Annotated in this window: 25 protein-coding genes and 1 pseudogene; 19 read left to right on the top strand and 7 right to left on the bottom strand. The window is 63.6% G+C overall.

Annotation, left to right across the window (positions count from 1 at the left end; genetic code table 11):
* Positions 1 to 23: 23 nt before the first annotated feature.
* The 16 genes and pseudogenes from phnC (at position 24) to L4G42_RS05530 (ending at position 14,567) form a co-directional block, all read left to right on the top strand.
* Positions 24 to 857: a phosphonate ABC transporter ATP-binding protein gene (gene phnC, locus L4G42_RS05600; RefSeq protein WP_237259428.1), complete on the top strand. Its 834-nt coding sequence runs from the start codon at positions 24 to 26 to the stop codon at positions 855 to 857.
* Positions 858 to 919: 62 nt separating this feature from the next.
* Entirely contained in the window at positions 920 to 1,924 is a 1,005-nt protein-coding gene (gene phnD / locus L4G42_RS05595; protein ID WP_237251018.1) for a phosphonate ABC transporter substrate-binding protein, read from the top strand.
* Positions 1,925 to 2,014: 90 nt separating this feature from the next.
* Positions 2,015 to 2,803: a phosphonate ABC transporter, permease protein PhnE gene (phnE, locus tag L4G42_RS05590; protein WP_074887601.1), complete on the top strand. Its 789-nt coding sequence runs from the start codon at positions 2,015 to 2,017 to the stop codon at positions 2,801 to 2,803.
* Between the two features lie 39 nt (positions 2,804 to 2,842).
* Entirely contained in the window at positions 2,843 to 3,562 is a 720-nt protein-coding gene (phnF, locus tag L4G42_RS05585) for a phosphonate metabolism transcriptional regulator PhnF (RefSeq protein ID WP_237251019.1), read from the top strand.
* 14 nt (positions 3,563 to 3,576) lie between these two features.
* Positions 3,577 to 4,059, top strand: a complete 483-nt coding sequence (gene phnG, locus L4G42_RS05580) for a phosphonate C-P lyase system protein PhnG (protein ID WP_237251020.1) — start codon at positions 3,577 to 3,579, stop codon at positions 4,057 to 4,059.
* Positions 4,060 to 4,085: 26 nt separating this feature from the next.
* Entirely contained in the window at positions 4,086 to 4,703 is a 618-nt protein-coding gene (gene phnH, locus L4G42_RS05575; protein WP_237251047.1) for a phosphonate C-P lyase system protein PhnH, read from the top strand.
* Positions 4,703 to 5,776 carry a carbon-phosphorus lyase complex subunit gene (locus L4G42_RS05570; RefSeq protein WP_237251021.1) on the top strand — a complete coding sequence of 358 codons (1,074 nt, stop codon included), beginning with the start codon at positions 4,703 to 4,705 and terminating at the stop codon, positions 5,774 to 5,776. Before phnH ends, L4G42_RS05570 begins: the two co-directional genes overlap by 1 nt.
* Positions 5,773 to 6,666: an alpha-D-ribose 1-methylphosphonate 5-phosphate C-P-lyase PhnJ gene (locus L4G42_RS05565; protein WP_237251022.1), complete on the top strand. Its 894-nt coding sequence runs from the start codon at positions 5,773 to 5,775 to the stop codon at positions 6,664 to 6,666. The genes L4G42_RS05570 and L4G42_RS05565 overlap by 4 nt, the downstream gene beginning before the upstream one ends.
* The gene (gene phnK, locus L4G42_RS05560; RefSeq protein WP_237251023.1) at positions 6,663 to 7,493 is read left to right on the top strand and encodes a phosphonate C-P lyase system protein PhnK; all 831 of its coding nucleotides are present in this window, start codon (positions 6,663 to 6,665) and stop codon (positions 7,491 to 7,493) included. The genes L4G42_RS05565 and phnK overlap by 4 nt, the downstream gene beginning before the upstream one ends.
* 22 nt (positions 7,494 to 7,515) lie before the next feature.
* Positions 7,516 to 8,265: a phosphonate C-P lyase system protein PhnL gene (gene phnL, locus L4G42_RS05555; RefSeq protein WP_237251024.1), complete on the top strand. Its 750-nt coding sequence runs from the start codon at positions 7,516 to 7,518 to the stop codon at positions 8,263 to 8,265.
* Positions 8,259 to 9,434, top strand: coding sequence for an alpha-D-ribose 1-methylphosphonate 5-triphosphate diphosphatase (locus L4G42_RS05550; protein ID WP_237251025.1), 1,176 nt, complete (start codon positions 8,259 to 8,261; stop codon positions 9,432 to 9,434). The genes phnL and L4G42_RS05550 overlap by 7 nt, the downstream gene beginning before the upstream one ends.
* Entirely contained in the window at positions 9,434 to 10,000 is a 567-nt protein-coding gene (gene phnN / locus L4G42_RS05545) for a phosphonate metabolism protein/1,5-bisphosphokinase (PRPP-forming) PhnN (RefSeq protein ID WP_237251026.1), read from the top strand. Before L4G42_RS05550 ends, phnN begins: the two co-directional genes overlap by 1 nt.
* The gene (gene phnP, locus L4G42_RS05540; protein ID WP_237251027.1) at positions 9,991 to 10,740 is read left to right on the top strand and encodes a phosphonate metabolism protein PhnP; all 750 of its coding nucleotides are present in this window, start codon (positions 9,991 to 9,993) and stop codon (positions 10,738 to 10,740) included. The genes phnN and phnP overlap by 10 nt, the downstream gene beginning before the upstream one ends.
* A 138-nt stretch (positions 10,741 to 10,878) precedes the next feature.
* Positions 10,879 to 12,027 (top strand): annotated as a pseudogene (locus L4G42_RS26240) (cache domain-containing protein); the annotation flags it as partial.
* Positions 12,028 to 12,039: 12 nt separating this feature from the next.
* Positions 12,040 to 12,885, top strand: coding sequence for a methyl-accepting chemotaxis protein (locus L4G42_RS26235; protein WP_419789344.1), 846 nt, complete (start codon positions 12,040 to 12,042; stop codon positions 12,883 to 12,885).
* Positions 12,886 to 13,745: 860 nt separating this feature from the next.
* Complete coding sequence (locus tag L4G42_RS05530) at positions 13,746 to 14,567, top strand: alpha/beta fold hydrolase (protein ID WP_237252131.1); 822 nt, start codon at positions 13,746 to 13,748, stop codon at positions 14,565 to 14,567.
* Between the two features lie 88 nt (positions 14,568 to 14,655).
* On the opposite strand, the gene moaA is transcribed toward L4G42_RS05530, so the two are convergent.
* The 3 genes from moaA to L4G42_RS05515 form a co-directional block, all read right to left on the bottom strand.
* A complete protein-coding gene (gene moaA, locus L4G42_RS05525; RefSeq protein WP_237252130.1) occupies positions 14,656 to 15,654 on the bottom strand; it encodes a GTP 3',8-cyclase MoaA in 999 nt (332 codons plus the stop codon).
* A gap of 75 nt (positions 15,655 to 15,729) precedes the next feature.
* Positions 15,730 to 16,557: a formate/nitrite transporter family protein gene (locus tag L4G42_RS05520; protein WP_237252129.1), complete on the bottom strand. Its 828-nt coding sequence runs from the start codon at positions 16,555 to 16,557 to the stop codon at positions 15,730 to 15,732.
* A 317-nt stretch (positions 16,558 to 16,874) separates the two neighbouring features.
* Entirely contained in the window at positions 16,875 to 18,224 is a 1,350-nt protein-coding gene (locus L4G42_RS05515) for a cation:proton antiporter (RefSeq protein ID WP_237259427.1), read from the bottom strand.
* A gap of 175 nt (positions 18,225 to 18,399) precedes the next feature.
* Between L4G42_RS05515 and L4G42_RS05510 the strand changes: the two genes are divergently transcribed.
* Positions 18,400 to 18,615, top strand: coding sequence for a DUF6434 domain-containing protein (locus tag L4G42_RS05510; protein ID WP_237252127.1), 216 nt, complete (start codon positions 18,400 to 18,402; stop codon positions 18,613 to 18,615).
* A gap of 17 nt (positions 18,616 to 18,632) precedes the next feature.
* A complete protein-coding gene (locus tag L4G42_RS05505) occupies positions 18,633 to 19,259 on the top strand; it encodes a glutathione S-transferase family protein (protein ID WP_237260618.1) in 627 nt (208 codons plus the stop codon).
* 12 nt (positions 19,260 to 19,271) lie between these two features.
* On the opposite strand, the gene L4G42_RS05500 is transcribed toward L4G42_RS05505, so the two are convergent.
* On the bottom strand, positions 19,272 to 20,090 hold the full coding sequence (locus L4G42_RS05500) for an AraC family transcriptional regulator (protein ID WP_237252139.1): 819 nt from the start codon (positions 20,088 to 20,090) through the stop codon (positions 19,272 to 19,274).
* Between the two features lie 97 nt (positions 20,091 to 20,187).
* Here L4G42_RS05500 and L4G42_RS05495 point away from each other — a divergent pair, with 97 nt between their 5' ends.
* On the top strand, positions 20,188 to 21,144 hold the full coding sequence (locus L4G42_RS05495) for a threonine dehydratase (RefSeq protein ID WP_237252125.1): 957 nt from the start codon (positions 20,188 to 20,190) through the stop codon (positions 21,142 to 21,144).
* 49 nt (positions 21,145 to 21,193) lie between these two features.
* Here L4G42_RS05495 and L4G42_RS05490 read toward each other — a convergent pair whose 3' ends face one another.
* From L4G42_RS05490 to L4G42_RS05480, 3 genes are all read right to left on the bottom strand, one after another.
* Entirely contained in the window at positions 21,194 to 21,976 is a 783-nt protein-coding gene (locus L4G42_RS05490; protein ID WP_237252124.1) for a YkgJ family cysteine cluster protein, read from the bottom strand.
* 172 nt (positions 21,977 to 22,148) lie between these two features.
* Positions 22,149 to 22,922 (bottom strand): L-iditol 2-dehydrogenase, encoded by a 774-nt coding sequence (locus L4G42_RS05485; RefSeq protein WP_237252123.1) that lies wholly within the window; start codon positions 22,920 to 22,922, stop codon positions 22,149 to 22,151.
* Between the two features lie 54 nt (positions 22,923 to 22,976).
* Positions 22,977 to 24,290, bottom strand: a complete 1,314-nt coding sequence (locus L4G42_RS05480; protein ID WP_237252122.1) for an ABC transporter substrate-binding protein — start codon at positions 24,288 to 24,290, stop codon at positions 22,977 to 22,979.
* Positions 24,291 to 24,388: the final 98 nt, after the last annotated feature.

Below are 24,388 nucleotides of genomic sequence, written 5' to 3'. Positions count from 1 at the left end.
GAATCACAAGACCAGAGAAGCCCATGACCGCAGCCATCCACGTCGACCGCTTGAACAAGACATTCGCCCGAAAGACCGCTTTGGTTGACCTCGCATTGTCTATACAACACGGGGAAATGGTCGCGCTGATCGGTGCTTCCGGTTCCGGCAAATCCACCCTCCTGCGGCAGCTGGCCGGTCTGGCCTGTTGCGATCGCACCAACGGCGGCAGCGTCCAGGTGCTGGGCCGCGAAGTGCAGGCCTCAGGCCGGCTCAACGGCAAAGTGCGCCGCCTGCGCGCCGACATCGGCTACATCTTCCAGCAATTCAACCTCGTCAATCGCCTCAGCGTGCTCGACAACGTGCTGCTCGGCTGTCTCGGTCGCATGCCGCGCTGGCGTGGCAGCCTGGGTCTTTTCAACGCCGAGGAAAAGGCTCGCGCCATGGCCAACCTCGACCGCGTCGGCCTGGCCGATCTGGCGCCGCAGCGGGCCTCGACCCTGTCCGGCGGCCAGCAGCAACGCGTGGCCATCGCCCGCGCGCTGACCCAGCAGGCCGAAGTCATTCTCGCCGACGAACCCATTGCCTCCCTCGACCCCGAATCCGCGCGAAAGGTCATGGAAATCCTCGCCGACATCAATCGCCGGGACGGCAAGACCGTCGTCGTCACCCTGCATCAGGTGGATTACGCCGTGCGGTACTGCCCGCGTGCCGTGGCACTCAAGGATGGGCGCGTTCACTTCGACGGCAATGGCAGCGAACTCAACAGCCAGTTCCTCAACGACCTGTACGGCGCCGACGCTGACACCAGCCTGATGTTCGACGGCAGCGCGCGGGACGCCGAACGACCGCCCCAGCTGCTGATGGCCCGCGCCTGATTCCGCCGAGGCACCGACAACCACAACACCCCAACCACCCAACCCAGCTCCGGGAGTTCCCCATGTTGAACCGTATCGGGCGCGTGTTCGCGTCTGCCGCTGTCGTTGCCGGTTGCCTGATGGGCACTGCGCAGGCCGACGACAACGTCATCAACTTCGGCATCATGTCCACCGAGTCGTCGCAGAACCTGAAGAGCGTCTGGCAGCCGTTCATCGACGACATGACGAAAAAGACCGGGCTTAAAGTCAACGCCACCTTCGCCTCCGACTACGCCGGCCTGATTCAGGGCATGCGTTTCAACAAGGTCGACGTGGCCTGGCTGGGCAACAAGGCGGCCATGGAAGCGGTGGACCGTTCCGGCGGCGAAATCTTCGCCCAGACCGCCGCCGCCAACGGTGCGCCCGGCTACTGGAGCGTGATCATTGCGCGCAAGGACAGCCCGATCAATTCGGTCGAGGACATGCTCAAGCACGCCAAGGAACTGACCTTCGGCAACGGCGACCCGAACTCCACCTCGGGCTACCTCGTGCCGGGCTACTACGTGTTCGCGCAGAACCACGTCGATGCGGCAACGGCCTTCAAGCGCACGCTGAACTCCAGCCATGAAGTCAACGCCCTCAGCGTGGCCAAAGGGCAACTGGATGTCGCGACCTTCAACACCGAAAGCTGGGACCGCCTGGAAGTCACCCAGCCCGACAAGGCCGCGATGCTCAAGGTGATCTGGAAATCGCCGCTGATCCCGGCCGACCCGATGGTATGGCGCAAGGGCTTGTCGGACGCAGACAAGAACAAGATCCGCGACTTCTTCGCCAACTACGGCGACACCGACGAAGAAAAGGCCGTGCTCAAGAACATGCAGATGGGCAAGTTCCTCAAGTCTTCGGACGACCAGTTGCTGACCATTCGCCAGCTCGAGCTGTTCAAGCAGAAGACCGAAACCACGGCCAGCACCACCCTCAGCGCCGACGAGAAGGCCACTCGCCTGAAAGACATCGAGGCCGGGCTGACCAAGCTGCAGGACCGCATCTCCGAGCTGGAAAAACAAGGCACCGCGAAGGCGGGCTGATGCACGAGGCGCGCTTGCCTGTGTGGGTAAACCACGTCCAGGCACGGCGCGCCAGTCATGACGCTTCACCCGTTCGCAACCGGACTCTTTATGACCACTCACGCTGCTTACATCGAAGCCGCCGGCAAGCGCAGCTGGCCGCAGTACCTGGGCTGGGGCCTGTTCCTGGCGATGATGGCCTGGGCCTGGCACGGCGCGGAAATGAACCCGCTGGCGCTGTACCGCGACTCCGGCAACATGGCGACGTTCGCCGCCGACTTCTTCCCGCCTGACTTCCACGAATGGCGCGCGTACCTCAAGGAAATGATCGTCACGGTGCAGATCGCCCTGTGGGGCACGCTGCTGGCGATCGTATGCTCGGTGCCGCTGGGCATTCTCTGCGCCGACAACATCACGCCGTGGTGGATTCACCAGCCGCTGCGCCGGGTCATGGACGCCTTCCGCTCGATCAACGAAATGGTCTTCGCCATGCTCTTCGTGGTCGCTGTCGGTCTGGGCCCGTTCGCCGGCGTCCTGGCGTTGTGGATCAGCACCACCGGCGTGCTCGCCAAGCTGTTCGCCGAAGCGGTGGAGGCGATCGACCCAGGCCCGGTCGAGGGCGTGCGTGCCACCGGCGCCAGTGCCTTGCAGGAAGTGATCTTCGGGGTCATCCCGCAAGTCATGCCGCTGTGGATTTCCTACGCGCTGTACCGCTTCGAATCCAACGTGCGCTCGGCGACGGTGGTGGGAATGGTCGGTGCCGGCGGGATCGGCGTGATCCTCTGGGAAAACATCCGCGCCTTCCAGTTCACCCAGACGTGCTCGGTGCTGCTGGTGATTATCGTGGTGGTGAGCGTCATCGACATCTTCTCTCAGCGCCTGCGCAAGCAGTTCATCTAACGACCACGACAGGAGAGGGTGCGAACCCTTTTTTTAGCCATGCAGTTGTCTAGACAATCCGAACGGCTTCACCGAGAACCCATGTACCGCGAACTGGCGCAGACCCTGCGCAGTGAACTCGACCGCTACACCGCCGGCGAATACCTGCCCGCCGAAGTCCAGCTGGCGGCGCGCTTTGAGGTCAACCGGCACACCGTGCGCCGGGCCATCGACGAACTGGTGCGCGAAGGCAGCTTGCTGCGCCGCCAGGGCAAAGGCACCCAGGTGCTGGGGCGTCCGCTGGTGTACCCGGTCGCTGCCGGCAGTGCCTACAGCGAATCCCTCGCGGCGCTGGGCCATGGCGTCGAAGCGGTGCTGCTGCAACGCCGGCATTGCACGGCGACGGCGGAGGAGGCCGGGCATCTGGGCCTCGAACCCCATGCGCCGCTGATCGAACTGCAAACCCTGCGCCGCCTCGACGGCCAGCCGGTCTGCCTGATTCGCCACCGTTACTGCGCCACCCGCGCGTCATTGATCGCCGACTACGTCAGCGGCTCGGTGCGCCAGTTCCTCGCTGAACGCCAGTTGCCGTTGACCCGCACCTTCAGCCTGATCGGCGCGCGCCTGCCCAGTCGCGAAGAAGCCAGCGTGCTGCTGATGCCGCGCCACTTGCCGGCCCTGACGGTGCTGACCCTTTCCCACGACGCGCACGGAAACCCGGTGGAGATTGCCCATTCCACCAGCCGCTCCGACCGCTTCCAGTATCAGATCGTCACCTGACGGAGATGCCCTCGATGACTGCCACACCCGTTTCCTTCACCGCGTCCGACGCTTCAGCCCCCGAACAGTCCGCCCGCCAGCACTGGATTGGCGTGCTCGCGCGCAGCCGCCGCGCCGAACTGCTGGCCCACGAAGCCGCCCTGCGTGACGCCGACTACCAACTGATCCGCGCGCCGGAAATCGGCATGACCCTGGTGCGCGGCCGCATGGGCGGCAGCGGTGCGCCGTTCAACGTCGGCGAGATGACCGTGACCCGTTGCGTGGTGCGCCTGGCTGACGGCCGCACCGGCTTCAGCTACCTGGCCGGGCGCGACAAGGCCCACGCCGAACTCGCCGCCCTGGCCGACGCGCATCTGCAGGGCGCCCGGCAGGCGCACTGGATCAGCGACCTGATCGACCCGCTGGCCCGTGCGCAAGACCTGCGCCGGGCCCAACAACAAGCCGAAACCGCCGCGACCAAAGTGGACTTCTTCACCCTGGTCAGAGGAGAAAACTGATGAGCACGTCTCTCGCAACTGAATCCTTGCCCGCTTCGCTGTTGCAGCCGGCATTCGCCGATCCGGTGCTGGATGCCCAGCGCAGTTTTCGCGCCGCCCTCAAGGCGCTGGCCGGCCCCGGTGTCGCCCAGAGCCTGCTCGCCACGCAAACCCCGCCGCACCTCGAAGGCCTGGCCGCAGCCAGTCACGCACTGTGCCTGGCCTTGCTGGACATCGACACGCCGCTGTGGCTCGCGCCGAAGTTCGACACCCAGGCCATTCGCGCCAACCTGACCTTCCATTGCGGCTGCCCGATCGTCAGCGACCGGCAGAACGCCCGCTTCGCGCTGCTCGACGACAGCCAGCTGCACGACCTCAGCGGTTTCGACCTGGGCAACGATCGCTACCCCGATCAGTCCTGCACGCTGCTGGTCCAGTTGCCGAGTCTGCAGGGCGGCACGCAACTGGCGTGGCATGGACCGGGCATCGAAAGCAAAAACCACGTCAGCCTGCCGTTGCAGCAAGCGTTCTGGCAGGAGCGCGAAGCGCGCAATGACTTCCCGCGCGGCATCGACGTGTTCTTCGTCGCCGGCAGCGAATTGCTCGGCCTGCCGCGCAGCACACAAGTGCTGTTCAAGCCCCAGCCGTCAAGAGGGGTGGCCTGATGTACGTCGCCGTCAAGGGTGGCGAACAGGCCATCGATAATGCCCACAAACTGCTGGCGAAACAGCGCCGGGGCGACACCTCGGTTGCCGAACTGGGCGTTGAACAGATCCGTCAGCAACTGCCGCTCGCCGTCGCTCGGGTGATGACCGAAGGCTCGCTGTACGACGCCGAACTGGCGGCGCTGGCGATCAAGCAGTCGGCCGGCGATCTGGTCGAAGCGATCTTCCTGCTGCGCGCCTACCGCACCACGCTGACCCGCTTCAGCGCCAGTCTGCCGATCGACACCTCGGCCATGCAGCTCAACCGGCGTCTGTCAGCCACGTTCAAGGACGTGCCGGGCGGGCAGCTGTTGGGCCCGACCTTCGATTACACCCACCGTTTGCTGGATTTCACCTTGCTGGCCGAAGGCGAATTCCCCGGCCCTGAATCTCAGGCCGACGCCGCCGTTCAGGACTGTCCCCGGGTGCTGGGCCTACTGGCCAAAGAAGGCCTGATCAAGGAAGAGCAGGACACCGGCGCGTCAGTCGCCGACATCACCCGCGAGCCGCTGGAGTACCCGGCCAGCCGCGCCGAGCGCTTGCAAGCGCTGGCCCGGGGCGATGAAGGGTTTCTGTTGGCGCTGGGTTATTCGACCCAGCGCGGCTACGGCCGCAATCACCCGTTTGCCGGGGAGATTCGGGTGGGAGAGGTGGAGGTGTGGATCGAGCCGGAAGAGTTGGGCTTTCCGATCTCCATCGGCGCCATCGAAGTGACCGAGTGCGAGATGGTCAACCAGTTCGTCGGTTCCGCCACCGAGCTGCCTCAGTTCACCCGCGGCTATGGCCTGGCTTTCGGGCACGCCGAACGCAAAGCCATGGGCATGGCGCTGGTGGACCGCTCGCTGCGCGCCGGTGAGTACAGCGAGGAAATCGTCTCGCCGGCCCAGCAGGAAGAATTCGTCCTGGCCCACTGCGACAACGTCGAGGCCGCCGGTTTCGTCTCGCACTTGAAACTGCCGCACTACGTGGACTTCCAGGCCGAACTGGAACTGATCCGCAAATTGCGCACGCCCTCTAGGGAGCAGGCCCAATGAACGCCGCCACGCAGCCACGTCCACAGCCACAACCACAGGCCCCACGAGACGAGGCCTATAACTTCGCGTATCTGGATGAGCAGACCAAACGCATGATCCGTCGCGGCCTGCTCAAGGCCGTGGCGATTCCCGGCTATCAAGTGCCCTTCGGTGGCCGCGAAATGCCGCTGCCCTATGGCTGGGGCACCGGCGGCATGCAACTGACCGCCGCGATCCTCGGTGCCGAAGACGTGCTGAAAGTCATCGATCAGGGCGCCGACGACACCACCAACGCCGTGTCGATCCGCCGTTTCTTTGCCCGCACCGCCGGCGTCGCCACCACCGAGCGCACCCCCGAAGCGACGATCATCCAGACCCGTCACCGCATCCCGGAAACGCCGCTGCACGCCGACCAGATCATGGTCTATCAGGTGCCGATCCCCGAGCCGCTGCGCTTCATCGAACCGTCGGAAACCGAGACCCGCACCATGCACGCGCTGAATGATTACGGCGTCATGCACGTCAAGCTCTACGAAGACATCGCCACCTTCGGCCATATCGCCACGGCCTACGCCTACCCGGTGACCGTCGACGAGCGCTACGTCATGGACCCGTCGCCGATCCCCAAATTCGACAACCCGAAACTCGACATGAGCCCGGCGCTGATGCTGTTCGGTGCCGGTCGCGAGAAGCGCCTTTACGCGGTGCCGCCGTTCACCCGCGTCACCAGCCTCGATTTTGAAGATCACCCCTTTGAAGTGCAGAAGTGGGAACACAACTGCGCCATCTGTGGCAGCCACGATTCGTTCCTCGACGAGCTGATCCTCGACGATCAGGGCACCCAGAGCTTCGTCTGCTCGGACACCGACTACTGCGCGCAGCGGGTCAGTCAGGGGAGGGCCGCGCAATGAATGCTGCTCAACAGATCGACCGTGATGCCGTTAGCGACCGCACCCAGCCACTGCTGAAAGTGCGCGGACTGACCAAGTTGTACGGTCCGGAGAAAGGCTGTCAGGACGTCAGTTTCGAGCTCTATCCGGGTGAGGTGCTGGGCATTGTCGGCGAGTCCGGCTCGGGCAAATCGACGCTGCTGTCACTGCTCAGCGGCCGTTGCCCGCCCGACAGCGGCGTCATCGATTACCGCCTCGCTGACAGCCATAAAAGCGCCGGCCAATGGCTGGACCTGTACAGCGCCAGCGAGGCCGAACGTCGCACCTTGCTGCGCACCGAATGGGGCTTCGTCGAGCAGAACCCCCGCGACGGCCTGCGCATGGCGGTGTCGGCCGGCGCCAATATCGGCGAGCGGCTGATGGCCCAGGGCGTGCGCAATTATCAGGCGCTGCGGGCGGCGGGGCTGGATTGGCTCAACCAGGTGGAGATCGACCCGGCGCGCATCGACGACCTGCCACGGACCTTTTCCGGCGGCATGCAGCAGCGTCTGCAAATCGCCCGAAATCTGGTGTCCGGCCCACGGCTGGTGTTCATGGACGAACCCACCGGCGGCCTTGATGTGTCGGTGCAGGCGCGTTTGCTCGACCTGATGCGCGGGCTGGTGCGCGAACTCGACCTGGCGGTGGTCATCGTCACCCACGACCTCGCAGTCGCCCGCCTGCTTGCCGATCGGCTGATGGTCATGCGCCGCTCCCACGTGGTGGAAACCGGCCTGACCGACCAGATCCTCGACGACCCGCAACATCCGTATTCGCAGCTGCTGGTGTCTTCGGTGCTGCAGCCATGATCCGCCTTTCGGGATGCCTTTGATGAACGCTCTGATCGAGGTCCGTGACCTCTCGAAAACCTTCACCCTGCACCAGCAGAATGGCGTGGTACTCAACGTGCTGGGCGGCCTGAATTTCTCCGTCAGCGGCGGCGAATGCCTGGTGCTCCATGGCCATTCCGGCGCCGGGAAAAGCACGCTGTTGCGCACCTTGTACGGCAACTACCTGCCAGCCGGTGGCAGCATTCGCGTGCAGCACCAGGGCGAATGGCTGGAACTGGTCGGCGCTGCGCCCCGGGATGTGTTGCAGGTGCGGCAGCAAACCCTCGGCTACGTCAGCCAGTTTCTGCGGGTGATTCCCCGCGTCGCCACCGTCGACGTGGTCATGGAACCGGGCCTGGCCCGTGGCTGGAAGCGTGAAGACGCCCAGGCACGCGCCGAGCATCTGCTCGCTCGGCTGAACATTCCCCAGCGGCTGTGGCAACTGGCGCCGGGCACGTTTTCCGGCGGCGAACAGCAGCGCGTCAACATCGCTCGCGGCTTCATGGTGCCGTGGCCGGTGATGCTGCTGGACGAGCCGACCGCGTCGCTGGACGACGGCAACCGTCAGGTGGTCCTCGAATTGATCAATGAAGCGAAGAGCGCCGGCGCTGCGGTGATCGGCATTTTCCACGACCGACTGGCCCGGGAAGCAGTGTCCGACCGTCATCTGGACATGACCCCGCCCGACCTTGACCCGCAGGCCTCAATGGCATCCATGGCATCGAGCCCGAAGGAGACCGAACAATGCTGAACGAACAGATCCTGACCAACGCCAAGATCGTCACCGCCGAACACGTCTTCGCCGGCACCGTCGTGCTGCGTGACGGTTTGATCAGCGAAGTCGATGACAGCATCAGCCAGCTGTCCCAGGCGCAGAACCTCAACGGCGATTACCTGCTGCCGGGACTGGTCGAGCTGCACACCGACAATCTGGAAAAACACCTGAGCCCGCGCCCGGGTGTGGACTGGCCGTCGGCCTCGGCGGTGATGAGCCACGACGCGCAAATCATCGCGGCGGGCATCACCACGGTGTTCGACGCGCTGTCCATCGGCGACGTCAATCCCAAGGGCAAGCGCATGCAGCAACTGCCGGGCATGGTCGACGCGATCGCCAAGGCGAACGCCGCCGACATGACCCGTGCCGAGCACCGCCTGCACCTGCGCTGCGAAGTGTGCCACCCCGACACCCTCAGCGTGTTCCGCGACCTGGTCGAGCAACCGCTGGTGCAGCTGGTGTCGGTGATGGACCATTCGCCGGGCCAGCGCCAGTTCGCCCTGGAATCCAAGTACCGTGAGTACTACATGGGCAAGTACCACCTGAGCAGCGAGCAGATGGACGCATTCATCGTCGAGCAGGTCGCCAACTCGAAGACCTACAGCGACCGTTATCGCCGGGCCATCGTCGACATCTGCCTGGCGCGGGGCCTGTCGGTGGCCAGTCACGACGACGCCACCCTGGCCCACGTGGAAGAGTCGGCGGCCTACGGCATGAGCATCGCCGAGTTCCCGACCACCCTTGAAGCGGCGCAGGGCTGCCGCCGTCTGGGCATGAGCGTGTTGATGGGCGCGCCGAACATCGTTCGCGGCGGCTCGCACTCGGGCAACATCGCGGCGGCGACATTGGCCGAAGAAGGGCTACTGGATATTCTCTCCAGCGATTACTATCCGGCCAGCCTGTTGCAGGCGGCGTTCACCCTGGGCGCCCAGTTGGATGAGTCGCAGGTGTCAGCGGATGCGTCGACGGGCGCCGGACTGGCACGCGCGGTGACCACGGTCAGCCTGGCACCGGCCCGTTCGGCGGGCTTGCAGGATCGCGGGGAGATCCGCGTCGGTCTGCGCGCCGACCTGATCCACGCCCGAGCGTTGGGCACACTGCCGATCATTCAACAAGTCTGGCGACAAGCGAAGAGGGTGTTCTGATGGCAGGCAGGTTGATCTATCTCATCGGGCCGTCGGGTTCGGGCAAGGACAGCCTGCTGGACGCGGCCCGCGAGGCATTGGCTGCGCGGGACTGCCGAATCGTGCGGCGGGTCATCACCCGTTCGGCGGAAGCCAAGGGCGAAGCGGCCCAGGCCGTCAGCGTCGAGCGCTTTGACGAGCTGCAGGCCCAGGGCGCATTTGCCTTGAGCTGGTCGGCCAACGGCTTGCATTACGGCATCCCGAAAGAGATCGATCAATGGCTGGCCGACGGTCACGACGTACTGGTCAACGGCTCGCGCGGCCATCTGCCTCAAGCGCGGTCGCGGTATCCGTCGCTGTGGGTGGTGCTGCTGACGGTGGATCAGGCGGTGTTGCGGGATCGATTGCTCAGTCGGGCGCGGGAATCGGCCGAAGACATCGAAACCCGACTGGCGCGCAACGCGCAATTCGCTGACGACCTGCAGGTGAGCGACCCGTCGTTGATCGTGCTCGACAACTCCGGCGCGCTGGAGCAAACAGTCGCCCGACTGTTGCAGCGACTGGCGCGCGCCCACGCATGCGCCTGACCCTGTTGGGCACGGGCGATGCGCGGCAAGTGCCGGTGTACGGCTGTGAATGCGCCGCCTGTCGCGCCGCCCATGCCGACCAACGCCTGCGTCGACGCCCGTGCTGCGCGCTGGTGGAACTGGGCGAACAGCGCTGGCTGATCGACAGCGGCTTGCCCGACCTGACCGAACGCTTCCCGCCGCGCAGCCTCAGTGGGATTTTGCAAACCCACTACCACGCCGACCATGCCCAGGGTCTGTTGCACCTGCGCTGGGGCCAGGGACTGGTGATCCCGGTGCACGGCCCGATCGACGCCGAAGGGTTGTCAGACCTGTACAAACACCCCGGCATCCTCGACTTCAGCCAACCCTTCATGCCATTTGAAAGCCGCGTGCTGGGCGAACTCCACGTCACCGCACTGCCGCTGCTGCACTCGAAACCGACGCTGGGTTACTTGCTCGAAGGCGGCGGCCGGCGCATCGCTTACCTCACCGACACCGTCGGTTTGCCCCACGACACCCAGACCTTTTTGCAGCGCGAGGCGCTCGACGTCCTGGTCCTCGACTGCTCCATGCCGCCCCAACCGCACACGCCGCGCAACCACAATGATGTGAATGTGGCGCTGCAGATCATTGAAGCGCTCAAGCCCCATCAGGCCGTGTTGACCCATGTGGGGCATACGCTGGATGCGTGGCTGATGGAGCATGGGGCTGAACTGCCCGAACATGTTCGGGTGGCTCGGGACGCAATGAGGGTGTGAACAGGCCAGGTGGGGAGGCCTATGCGAGGCCGTGCATGACCATCTGTCGCCCCTGTCGGTGAAACCTCGGTTCAGCTTCAACTTTTACCCGTCACGGCCGTTGCAAATGTAGCCCTACATTTTCTTCGGAGTTTGACCATGTCTTTGATTCCCCGCCGTATTGCTGGACGAATGACCTTGGGAATCCTGACATTGCTCGTTCTGACGGCCGTGGCGATTTTCGCGGTCATGACCTTGGGGGGCAAACCCCAACTGGTGGCTGCCGGTACCGAGTCGGCGGAGCAGTCAGCCAGCGCCATTACCCGTCAGCTGGCGTTGCCATTGAGCCGCATCGAGGGGACCGCTGCTGCCATGGCGCTGCTGGCGGAGACGCTGCCCCACGAAGAAACCCTGTACATGAGCAATTTTCCCGGTTTGATCGACAGCCAGGGGGATTCCGCCATCGCCGGTGGGGGCTTGTGGCCGGAGCCCAACGCCTTTTCCCCAGGCACCGAGCGTCGCAGCTTTTTCTGGGCGCGTAACGCCAGCAATCGGCTGGACTTTTCGGACGAATACAACCAGGCCAAGACGCCGCCTTATCAGGCTGAGTCCTGGTACATCGGGGCCAAGTCCGCACCCGCAGGGCGTTGCGTCTGGTCCGATGCTTACCAGGACCCGGTCAGTGGCGTGGCGATGACCACCTGCAGCGTGCCTTATCGGGCGGCAGGCGCGTTCGCCGGTGTCGCGACCATCGACCTCAAGCTTGACGGTCTGGCGGCCTTCCTCAAAGAGAAGGGCGGCGTCACGGACGGCTACGCATTTGCGGTCGATCCTTCAGGGAATGTGCTTTATTTCCCCGATGCGAAAGGCACCCAGGGCCTTCTGACCATGACCGGATTGAGCCAGCAGCAGCCCTGGTTAAAGCCGGTGGCTGATCAGCTCGCGAGCAACGCCTCGGCTCTCTCGACCCTGAGGATTGAACACGATGGCCGGCTCAACGGCCCGGCCTACGTAACGCTGGCCACCATGGCCGGCACGGGCTGGCGCATTGGTCTGGTGACCCCGGAAGCCCGCGTCGTCGGCCTGGCCAACCGCCTCACCGGACAGATTCTGTTGTTCCTGTTGCCGCTGTTAGGCGTGCTGCTGGGTCTGGCCTGGCTGGCAGGCAAGCGGCTGCTGGCGCAACTGGAGGAAACCACTGCACAGATCTCAAGTCTGGGCCAAGGCGGTCAGACCGATACTCAACTGGCCGTTTTGCGGGCCGACGAGATAGGGGCGCTGCGTGAGTCGGTCAACCAATACGCAGGTTCCCTGCGCGACATGCTGCACCGGATCGCCGAGGAGTCGGTGTCCCTGGAACGCCAGTCCAACGAGCTGGCGCAGCTGTCCCATGGGCTCGCCGAGCGGGCCGAATCCCAGCGCCAGGACAACACCTTGCTGGCGACCGCGATCACCGAGATGTCGGCCAGTGCCAACGAAGTCGCCCAGAACACCACGGACTGCTCCGACACCGCCCGCCGTTCTCTGGTCGATGCGCAGAAAAGCCAGGATCAGGTCAACAGCAACAGCCAGTCCATCGAAGTATTGGCAACGGACATTGCCGGGGCGGCGGGCGCAATCACCCAATTGGGCGATGACATCGAGCGCGTGGGCAGCGTGCTGGAGGTGATCAAATCGATCTCCCAACAGACCAACCTGCTGGCCCTGAACGCCGCCATCGAAGCGGCGCGCGCAGGCGAGCAGGGGCGTGGCTTTGCGGTCGTGGCAGATGAGGTGCGCACCCTCGCCGGGCGAACCCAGGCCTCGGCGAACGAGATTCAGGACATGATTGCGCAACTGCGTCAGGCCTCCAGTGCGGCGGTCTCGACCATGCAGAACGGCGCACAGCGCACCCATGAGTCGGTGCAGCAGGCTGTCAATGTCGCCGCCACACTGGGCACGACCGTTTTCAGCTTCGATGACATCGTGCAGCGCGCGCATCAGATCGCGGTGGCCGCCCAGGAGCAGAGCCATGTCACCCACGAAATCAATGAGCTGGCGGTGCGCATTCATGCCTCCAGTGAACAAGGCGCACGGGATGCCGGCACCTTGCGCGAACTGGGCAAAGGCATGCAGTCGATATCCGGCCGTCTGGGTGCGTTGAGCCGCGGTGGCAACCAGGCCTGAGGCACCTTTATCAGGCCACGACATCGCCGGTGGCCACCCCGGCCTCTTCCCGGCTAAAGCCGGTCCCACCAAGAGCAACGCGTGCAGTCAGTGAAATGGGTGGTGGCCAAGCTGGATGCACGCGATTTGGTAGGGCCGGCTTCAGCCGGGAAGAGGCCAGCGGGTGCACCATCAATTTTTAGTGTGATTACCGACGCCTTCCCGGCTAAAGCCAGTCCCACTAACAGTAGCGCGTGCAGTCAGTGGGACCGGTTTTAACCGGGGATGGACGCGGAGCGTCCCGGGATGCATACCCACGCGGAGCGTGGGCACGATCAGATGTCAGGCCGCGACATTGCCGGTGGACACACTGGCCTCTTCCCGGCTAAAGCCGGTCCCACTAAAGGCACCGCGTACACCCTGTGGAATTGGCTACGACTGTAGGACCGGCTTCAGCCGGGAAGCCGTTGATCTGCTTGTGATCTGCTTTTGATCTTCAAACACAAAACGTCCAAACATCGCCAATCGCGACTTGGGTGCAGGCTGAACGCAGGTCTCGCGCAGTGGGCCGAGCCGCATGGATGCGGCGAGAGCGCCGTCAGGACATGGATGTCCGTTCGGCGCGGGCCCACGGAGCGAGGCCGGAGTGAAGGAACCCTGACGAAGGAAGGGCCCAACCAGGAGCAGGCACTTTTGCTTACTTTTGGTGCTTTTCAAAAGTAAGTCGCCGAAGGCGAAACAGTCTGCCCCCAGGCAGACGCCCTTGATCTTGATCTGGCTTGAAACCTTGCCACGCTCAAACCAGCACATATCGACAATGCACATCCGCGATCCGGGACTACGCTGAACCTTCCCAGCACAGTTCCCGAGGATTGCGTCACATGACTACCCTGACCCTGAAAGACGGCACCGAGTTCTTCTACAAAGACTGGGGCACCGGCCAGCCGATCGTCTTCTCCCATGGCTGGCCCCTCGACGGCGACGCATGGGACGCACAAATGCTCTTCCTCGGCCAGCACGGCTACCGCGTCATCGCCCACGACCGCCGTGGCCACGGCCGCTCCGGCCAGACCTGGGAAGGCAACGACATGGACACCTACGCCGACGACCTCGCCCAACTGTTCGAAGCCCTCGACCTCAAAGACGCCATCATGATCGGCCACTCCACCGGCGGCGGTGAAGTCGCCCGCTACATCGGCCGTCACGGCACCGCCCGCGTCGCCAAAACCGTCCTGATCGGCGCCGTGCCACCCATCATGCTGAAAACCGACGCCAACCCCGAAGGCCTGCCCATGGAAGTGTTCGACGGCATCCGCGCCGGCTTCACTGCCGACCGCTCGCAATTCTTCAAGGATCTGGCCGTGCCGTTCTTCGGCTTCAACCGCGACGGTGTGAAAACCTCCCAGGGCGCCATCGACTCGTTCTGGTCCATCGGCATGCTCGGCAGCATCAAGGGCGAGTTCGACTGCATCAAGGCGTTCTCGGAAACCGACTTCACCCAAGACCTGAAAAAGATCGACGTGCCGACCCTGATCCTGCACGGCGATGACGACCAGATCGTCCCGATCGTCGCGTCCGGCTACAAGAGTCACGAGCTGGTGAAAGGCTCGACGCTGCACGTCGTCAAGGGCGGCGCCCACGGCATGTGCACGGTGCAGCCGGAAGAGATCAATGAGATTCTGCTGGGCTTCATCAAGGGCTGATTAGCCTGTTCAGCAAGGACTGACGGTCTCAAGACGTGAGGCTGCCAGGCGCTTCATAAACGCCCGATCAGCTCAGCACCCGTGCGTATCAGCCGCCGGTCATGTTCATGAAGCGCACCACCTGCACGTCATCGTTGAGCTCGAAGTTGTGCTTCCACGGCTTCAATTGCATGGCGTTGACGATGGCTTTCTCGAGCTTGTCCGGCTGACCCGGATTGGCCCGAAGCACGGCTTTCAGATCGGCCGAATGCTCGTTACCCAGGCACAACAGCAAACGACCTTCCACCGTGACCCGCACACGGTTGCAGGTCGCGCAGAAGTTGTGGCTGTGGGGCGAGATGAAACCGATGCGGATGTGTGGCGCTTCAGCCACTCGCCAGTAGCGCGAAGGCCCGGACGTGGTTTCAGTGGAATGCACCAGGGTGTAGCGCTCGGCGATGCGTTCGCGCACCTGTTCGCTGGAATAGAACGACTCGGCCCGACTGTGCTCGCTGATCGTGCCGAGGGGCATCTCTTCGATAAACGTGATATCAACGCCGCGATCAATGGCGAAGGCGACCAGATCATTGATCTCGTGGTCGTTGCGGCCCTGCATCACCACGCAGTTGAGCTTGGTGCGCTCGAAACCGGCCGCGTTGGCGGCGTCGATGCCGGCAATGACCTTGCTCAGATCACCGGTGCGGGTCAGCTCCTTGAAGCGCGCGGGATCGAGGCTGTCCAGGCTGATGTTGAGGCGCTTGAGGCCGGCTTCGAACAGCGGCACGGCGAGTTTGTCGAGCTGCGAGCCGTTGGTGGTCATGCACAGTTCGCGCAGGCCGGGCAGACCAGCGATGCTGCGAACCAGCCCAACAATGCCGGAACGCACCAGTGGCTCGCCGCCGGTCAGACGAATCTTCTTGGTGCCCAGCGCCACGAAACGCTCGGCCAGTTGATGGATTTCTTCGAGGGAGAGAATCTGCTGACGCGGCAGGAACGTCATGTCCTCGGCCATGCAATACACGCAGCGGAAATCGCATCGATCCGTCACCGACATGCGGACGTAATCGACCTTGCGTGAATAGCTGTCCATCAGGACTCGATCTGACATTGATTACTCTCGACAACGTGACGCGTGGCAGAAACAGGGTGCGCGCCCCGGGAAAGGAGGCGCGCGGCTGCAGCGTTAAATCTGGCTACCGGTCTGCTGCTCGATGGCCGCAGCAGTGACGCCGGTTGCCGGAGCCTGAATGACTTTCGAATAGGACACGTAATACGCGAGCCCGACGAAAATTGCACCCCCCACGGCGTTGCCCAGGAACACCGCGACGAAGTTTTCAACGAATTCGGTCCAGCTCAGGGCATCGGCAAAGATCGCCGCAGGGATCACGAACATGTTGGCGACCACGTGCTGGAAGCCGATCGCGACGAACGCCATGATCGGGAACCACATGCCGATGATCTTGCCGGTCACGTCCTTGCTCGCATACGACAACCATACCCCCAGACAGACCAGCCAGTTGCAACCGATGCCGGAAATAAATGCCTGGGCAAAATCCGCGCTGACCTTAGCCTTGGCGATGGCCAGGGTTTTCGCCAGGTACGCGCCTTCTGTCAGGCCAAGTACATGGCCGAAGAAATAGGCGACGAACAGCGCGCCCAGCAGGTTGGCCAGGGTCACGAGCGCCCAGTTGCGTGCCACCGCGGACAGCGGAATACGACCGGCAAACATCGCGGTCGGCAGGCTCATCATGTTGCCGGTCAGCAACTCACCGCCGGCCAGGATCACCAGAATCAGACCCAGCGGGAACACCGCTGCGCCCATCAGATTGCCCAGTGAGGCCCATGGCGCCGGGATCATCGTGCTGACATGGATGTCCAGCAAAAAGCCCAGGGCGATGAATGCCCCCGCCAGAAAACCCAGCACCAGGATGGCCAGGGTCGGCAGGTGGGACTTTTTTACGCCGGCTTCGATAGTGATCTCGGCGATCTGCTGCGGTGTATGGGTGGACATAGGCTCTCGGGCTCGCAAGCAATGGACCGCGCCGCGACGCTATGAGCCGTGACGCGTAGATGAAGGAGGGGGGTCAAGCATCCAGTCTTGGTGCGCGGGGTGTCAGCCGACAGGGCGCCGATCTCTGATGGGCGCGAAGCTGCGACGTTAAACCGCATGCCAGAGGGCGCTCAAAAGACCTGATCAATTAGTGAGCACGCTACCGATCGGGGTCTTGAGCGTCCAATCGCTTGTTCCGATAGGGTCATCGACGCTGTCTATCACGGGCTTTTCAGTCACGGGGCCGCCTCTGGAAATCAATGCGGCCCCGTCCATGGCTAGTCCTGGCCGTCCCGGGCGATGCTGCGCTCATACCGCTCCAGCAGTGGCTGAATGCTGATGCCGTGCACCAGGATGCTCAGCGCCACCACCGACAACGTCAGGCTGATGGTGGTGTCTACCGCTTCGGTGGGCAGGCCGTGGGTCAGCGCGTAGCAGAGGTAATACAGCGTGCCGATGCCACGTATGCCGAACCAGCCCACCAGCGCTTTTTGCGGCCGGGTCAGCAATTTGCCGCTGATCAGCAGCCAGACGCTCAGCGGCCGGATCACGCAGAACAACGCGAGGCCCAGGCCGACGGCGCGCCAGTCCCAGTAGCTGGCGAGTGCCGCGCCGAGGAGGGTGATCAGCAGCACCTCCATGGCGCGCTCCACCAGGCTGCCGAAGACCATCATGTCGCCCATCATCACGCCGGCGGCGAGCTGACTGTCGGAGAGCGCATCGCGATCGCCCAAGATGGCCGACTCTGGATCGCTGTGGGTATGCCCCACCATCGGGATGGCTACATGTTCCGACGGGACCTCCGATTGAGTGGCGTTGGATTCGGCGTGACGCAGACCGATGCCCGCCGCGAACACCGCCAGAAAGCCATAGGCACCGAGGCCCTCGGCGGTGACGTAGGCAATGGCGATCAGGGCCAGGGCGAGGAAGTCGTTGGGCGACAGGGTGCTGTCGGCGTTCTTGATGCGCAGGTAGATCATCAGATGACCGACGCCACGGCCCAGGCCGTAACCGAGCATCAGACCGACTGGTACGCCCCAGATGATGTTCTTCAGCAGCCAGCCCTGGGTCCAGTCGAAATCCGACGCACCGTGGGTGATGAACATCAGGGCGAAAATCACGAAGGGGAACGCGGTGCCGTCGTTGAGCCCGGCCTCACCGGACAGGCCGAAGCGAACCCGGTCCAGGTCCTGGGCGCTGTTGACCTGCACCAGACCGGCCAGCACCGGGTCGGTGGGCGAGAGCATGGCGCCGAGCAACAGTGAGATCGGCCATGACAGGTCGAACAGGTAATGCGCGGTCAGGCTGACGCCGGCAATGGTCGCCAGCATCACCGGCCCGGCCAGCAAATACGCCGAATACCAGGCGCCCCGGTGCAGCGGCAGACGCAGCTTGATGCCGGTGTTGAACAGGGAGAACAGCACGGCGATTTCGGTGAGGCGTTCAAGCCAGTGGCGCGCGTCGCGAACGTCGAGCTGCGCGATGTCCAGGCCCCAGGGCCCGATCGCGGCGCCAAACGCCAGACACACCGCCGACGTCGTGACCGGCAGCCATCGCAGGTAAGAAGAAGTCAGTGCCAGCAGCATCAGCAGGACACCGAAGACGGTCATGCAAAGAATGAAACTCATGCGGAAACATCATCAGTCAATGGGCGGGAATGACTGTGTGACTGCGGGAGGGAGGGATAGTTGACATGAATGTGGAATGGATCCCGCGACCGGCGAGGCGCCTTGACGTTCGGTCGTACCGCGGCGCGTTTGCCGACTAAACTGTGCGCCACCCCTTAACTTGGACTGAGCCCCCATGGCATTTGACTGGCACAGCGAATCGCTTTCCCGAGACACCCCTGTCACCCAGGATTACCGCAACACCCAGAACGTGCGCCGGTTCATGACCGAGCAGTGCGGGCCGGCCTTCAAATTCGACCGCGACTTCATGGCCTGGATACGCAACGACAGCGCCAAGACGCTGGGCGATGTTGCGGATGAATGGCAGCGGCGCCACGGCAATACAGCCTGACGAGAGCGGGAGAACGCATGTTCACATTATTTGGGGCCGACGGATCCGGCTCGGCCGCCACCGAGATGGCGCTCACGCTGTGCGGCGCCGAATACCGCCTGGTGGCCGCCAGTTCGTGGGACGCCGGCGCGGGGCAGGACGAGCTGAAACGCTTGAACCCATTGCTGCAAGTGCCGACGCTGGTGATCCCCGGCGGCGGAGTGATGACGGAGAGCGCGGCCATCCTCACGCACCTGGGCCTAGCCTTTCCGCTGTCCGGCCTCTTGTCTCAAGACGCCCTTGAACGGGCCCAGCAGCTCCGGGCCCTGGCGTACCTCACCAGCAACTGCTACGCGTCCATCGGCCTGATCGACTACCCGGAACGGTGGCTGCCCGACGCCGATCCTGATCAATTAAACCGCTTGGTCGCAGGCGCCCGGAGCAAACTCCACAGTCAGTGGGAGGTGTTCAGCGATGTGTTTTACAACTCGGTCGCCTGGCATCCCCATGCGCCCGGCGCCGTCGAAATACTCGCCTGCGTGGTCAGCCAGTGGAGTGGGGCTCGGGAGCATCTGGGAAGGTCGCGACCCGAGTTTTACGCATCCCTCGGGGTCATTGATGGTCATCCCGTCATCAACGCGGTGCTGCAGCGGCATGGAGGGTGAACGCGTGGTCAGTTACGGCGACAACTGGCTGCGCAGCTTCGCCGGGCTGATGCCCATGCGCTGGCGAAAGGCAGTCGCCATATGCGCCTGGGAGCTGAAGCCACAGCCATGGGCGATCTCTGCCAGCCTCGCGTTTGAATCGCGCATCAGGGTTCGGGCTTTGGCCAGGCGTCGGTCGATCAGGTAGCTGTGCGGGCTTTTGCCGGTAGTGTTCTTGAACGCCCGAATGAAATAACCCTCGGACAACCCCAGCATCTGCGCCATCGCCTGCACCCCCAGCGGGCCGTCGATGCCGGCGTCGATGAACTCATCGAGTCTGCGCATCCGGCTGCCGTTGATCGAGCCTTGCAGCGGCGCGTCGAAAGCGCTCTTGTTGGCGGTCCGTTCAGCCAGGGCCAGCGCCCAGCCCTCCCAATCATCCGCCGCCGAGCTTTGCAACAATGCTGCGCGTATCGTCATCGCGACGGCGATCGCCTGGGCATCAATCCGGTTGTTGAAGGCGTGATCCCCTGACAGAGCAAGCCCGTCCGTGCGCAATAGCCGGAGGTATTCACCGCCCGTGGGCGACTCCGATAACACGTCGCAACCGGCAGGCACGAAGGCCAGGCCGTTGGGCACCGCGTCGAAGGGCTGCACGCGGTCGCTGCCGATGGCGTGCAGGCCACGCTGGCCTTCGAAGGCAAAGCCGATCGCCGCCTGGGTCGCCACATAGCGCGTGGCGTAACTGGCGGCGGGGAGCAATTCAATCATCCACGGGCCAGCCTCGACACGGCGAACCGGTTCAGACGGGGGCGGGTGAGGCGGGCGTTTTGTCGGGCTCATGGCCTTCATAGTAATGAAGTGATTGGGCAAAAGTCAGGTCAGTTTTATGAAAGCCGGCGCGGCGAGCTTCTGCCTAGACTGGGCCGAATTTCCGAGGAGACACCCTATGCATGGGCTGACACGCGACGATATTGAACAGGCCGCTCGCCAGGTGTACGAGGTCATGCCGCCGACCGCTCAGTACCCGTGGCCGTTACTGGCTGAGCGACTAAACAGCACGGTGTGGGTCAAGCATGAAAACCACACGCCCACCGGTGCGTTCAAGGTGCGCGGCGGGATTACGTTCATGCACTGGCTCAAGTGCACCTATCCGACCGTCAGAGGCATCGTCACGGCGACGCGGGGCAATCACGGTCAAAGCCTGGCGCTGGCCGCTACTGCACTGGGCATGAGTGCGTCGATCGTGGTGCCGGAAGGCAACTCGCCAGAAAAGAACAACGCCATGCGGGCCCTCGGCGGCACCGTGATCGAATGTGGTCGGGATTTCGACGAAGCCCGGGAAGAGGCCGCGCGGCTGGCGGACCTGCATGGGCACTACCTGGTCCCGCCATTCCACATCGAGTTGCTCAAGGGCGTGGCCACGTATGCGCTGGAGTTGTTCATGGCCGCTCCGGATCTGGACACGGTCTACGTACCCATCGGCTGTGGGTCCGGCATTTGCGGCGTCATTGCCGCCCGCGACGCGCTGGGCCTGCAGACCCGGGTGGTTGGCGTGGTCTCCACCGAGGCGGCGGCCGCCAAGTGGTCGTTCGAGGAAGGCACCATCTTGCAAACCCCGTCGGCGAACACCTTTGCCGACGGCCTCGCCGTGCGCAGACCCATTCCTGCGGCTTTCGCTATCTACCAAGCAGGGGCGGAACGCATCGTCGCGGTCAGCGAGGAAGAAATCGCCGAAGCCATGCGCGTCTACTACACCGACACCCACAACCTCGCGGAGGGTGCAGGGGCCGCTGCACTGGCGGCGCTCATTCAGGAGCGCAAGGCCATGGCAGGGAAAAAGGTCGGGGTGATTCTGTCCGGCGGGAATGTGGACCGGTCGGTGTATGCGCGGGTGATAGGCTGAAGCGGCAAGCGGCAAGCCACAAGCCACAAGCGGTTCAGCACGGAGCCGGTCAGCGGGGTATTGGGTGGAAGATGTAATCGTGGGTGGGCGAGTCCGCCAGGGGCACGGACTGAGCGTGCAGATACTCCCTTAATGCCGGGTCTTCTGCCTTGATCTGCCAGGGTTGAGCAGCGAGGCTGGCATTGACCTCGGACCTTTCGCACGCCGCAAGCAGCGTTTCGACCGAGGGCTGGTGAATCACCAGACCGTTGCCTTTCCAGCCGGCAATGGTCAGGCCCAGGCTTTCGCACACCGCCACTTTGCGCCGGGCATCATCGCGGTCGGTCTGGCGCGATTGCTGGACCAGCATCGCCAGCCCTTGATCCGACGCCAGCAGGCTGCCCTGCTGCCAGCTTTCCGGCGGGCAGTCCTTGGCGCCGGGTTGCAACGCAATGAAAGGACTGATCTCCATCGGGTAGATCCGGCACACCAGCGGCCGCTCCAGATACACCGAACAGAGCCCGTCTTTTTGAAGGTTCGGGCATTCAGGGATCGCGTTGGCCGCCAGAATCACCGTCACCCGCAACGTGCCTGAACCGCCGGTGACCGGCGCCGACCGCCCGGCGTTGTAGGCGTACTCGGGCGATGCGAGCGGCCAGAGTGAATCGTCGAATGCCTCCAGCAATACCCCCACCGAATGGCCGCGTCTGAGCCAGGTTACTGCTTCGGCGAGGGTCAAGGGCACGAAGCGGCCACGGCAGCACTCGCCACACCCGACGCACTCGAAACGGACGTCGGGGTCTACCGCGAGGCCAATGGCTGTGGAGGGTGCTTCTGATTCTTTGATGTCCATGTAACCTGCATCCCTGTTCGTTGATCGGTGAATCATAACTGGATGTACGCGATCAGTCAGTGGGATCGGCTTCAGCCAGGAAGAGGCCCGTTTCGGCACCTCCAATTCCACTGGGTCGCGCAAGGCCCGATGCAAAACAACCCCCCGATGTCCCGCAGATCACTCCTGGGCCTCAACTCATCCAGTTGCCGCCGTCGACATTGTAGGTCTGGGCGACGACATAGTCGCTCTCGGCCGACGCGAGGAAAACTGCCATGCCGGTCAGGTCTTCGGCGGTGCCCATTCGGCCGTAGGGCACTTGCGCGCCGACGAGCTTTTTCTTCTCGCCCAACGGCCGGTTCTCGTGTTTGGCGAACAGCGCATCCACGCCGTCCCAGTGCTCGCCGTCGACGACCCCCGGGGCGATCGCATTGACGTTGATCCTGTGCTTGATCAGGTTCAATCCGGCGGATTGGGTCAGGCTGATCACGGCAGCCTTGGTCGCGCAGTAGACGCCCACCAGTGCCTCGCCGCGCCGGCCGGCCTGACTCGCCATGTTGATGATCTTGCCGCCATGACCCTGGGCGATCATCTGCTTCGCCGCCGCCTGAAGGGTGAACAACGTGCCGGCCACATTGATCGAGAACAGCCGCTCGTAACTCTCGCGGGTGATGTCCGTGATGGGCGCCAGATCGAACAATGCGGCGTTGTTGATCAGGATATCCAGCTTGCCGGTGGCGGCCACGACGGCCGCAATGGCAGCGTCGATGGACGATTGATCGGTGACATCCATCCTCACCGCGTAGGCACTGGCGCCCAGCTCGGTGGCCGTCTGTGTGGCGCGCTCCAGATTGATGTCGGCGATTGCCACCGTCGCGCCTTCGCGAATGTAGGCTTCGGCGTAGGCCCGCCCGATACCCCGGGCTGAGCCAGTGATCAGTGCGCTTTTACCTTCGAGTCGTTTCATTGAAATCGTCATCCGTCATGCAGAGAGAGGCGGCAGATGCCCGCCGGCAGGCCTTTATTTCTTCGGGTAACCGGCGCGTTTCATTTCCCGCACCGTCGTCGACTGCGCGGCAGTCAGGGCCTGCTCGACGGAGGTCTGACCGGTGAGCGCCGCCGAGAGGAGTTTGCCCACCGACGTGCCGATGGCCTGGAATTCCGGGATCGTCACATACTGGATGCCGACATAAGGCACAGGCTTGGCCGACGGGTGCGCCGGGTCAGCGTGTTTCATCATTTCCAGTGTCACCCTGGCGAACGGCGCAGCCTTGAGATAGGCGTCGTTGTAGGTGGAGGTGCGGGTGCCTGGCGGTACGTTGGTGATGCCATCCTTCTGCGCGACCAGCTGGATATATTCCTTGGACGTGGCCCAAGTGGTGAAGGCCCTGGCGGCGTCTTTGTGTTTGGAGGTCGCCGGGATTGCCAGCGACCAGGCGTACAACCAGGAGGATCCCTTGTCGGTCACTTCAACGGGCGCAGGTGCAAACCCCACGCTGTCCACGACCCGGCTTTGTTCTTTGTCGGTGGTGAACGAGCCTGCCACGCTGGCATCAACCCAGATCGCGCATTTGCCACTGTTGAACAGCGCGAGGGTTTCATTGAAGCCGTTACTGGAGACGCCGGGCGGACCGTAGTTTTTCAGCGTGTTGACGTAGAAGTTGGCAGCGGCGGTCCACTCGGGGCTGGTCAGCTCGGGTTGCCATTGTTCGTCGAACCACCGGGCGCCAAAGGCGTTCGCCATCGTGGTCAGCAGGGCCATGTTCTCACCCCAGCCGGCCTTGCCCCTCAGGCACATGCCGTACTGACCCTGGTCCGGGTGATGCAGTTTGGCGGCAAACTCGCCGAGCTGGGTCCAGGTCGGGTGCTCGGGCATGCTCAGCCCGGCTTGTTTGAACAGGTCGGTCCGGTAGTAGGTCACCGTGCTCTCGCCGTAGAACGGCAACGCATACAGGGTGCCGTTGACCGACAGACCCTGGCGCACAGAAGGGATGATGTCGTCAAGGTCGTAGCTGGCCGGCAGGTCCTTCATCGGCTCCAGCCAGTTTTTTGCGCCCCACAACGGCGTCTCGTAGGTGCCGATGGTCAACACATCGAACTGACCGCCCTGGGTGGCGATGTCGGTCGTCAGCCGTTGGCGCAGGACGTTTTCTTCGAGCACCACCCAATTAAGCTTGATGTCGGGGTGCTGTTCTTCGAATACCTTGGAGAGCCGCTGCATGCGGATCATGTCGTTGTTATTGACGGTGGCGATGGTGATCGTCTCGGCAGCATGACTGACGCCAGCCAGAGACAGACCGGCAGACAGCAGCAGCGCGTGATGCGTGATCTTCATGGTGATCTCCACTCCACGCCAGTGGCGCGGAATCGTTATTGTTGTTGTTTTCAGCCACTGCCGGGGCATCCGACGTGTCACTTCGGAGCAGTGGCATG

The sequence above is a fragment of the Pseudomonas petrae genome, from assembly GCF_021728295.1.
In the GTDB taxonomy this organism is placed as follows: domain Bacteria; phylum Pseudomonadota; class Gammaproteobacteria; order Pseudomonadales; family Pseudomonadaceae; genus Aquipseudomonas; species Aquipseudomonas petrae.
The sequence above is the reverse complement of the archived record's forward strand: the minus strand, read 5'-3'. Positions and strand labels throughout refer to the sequence as shown.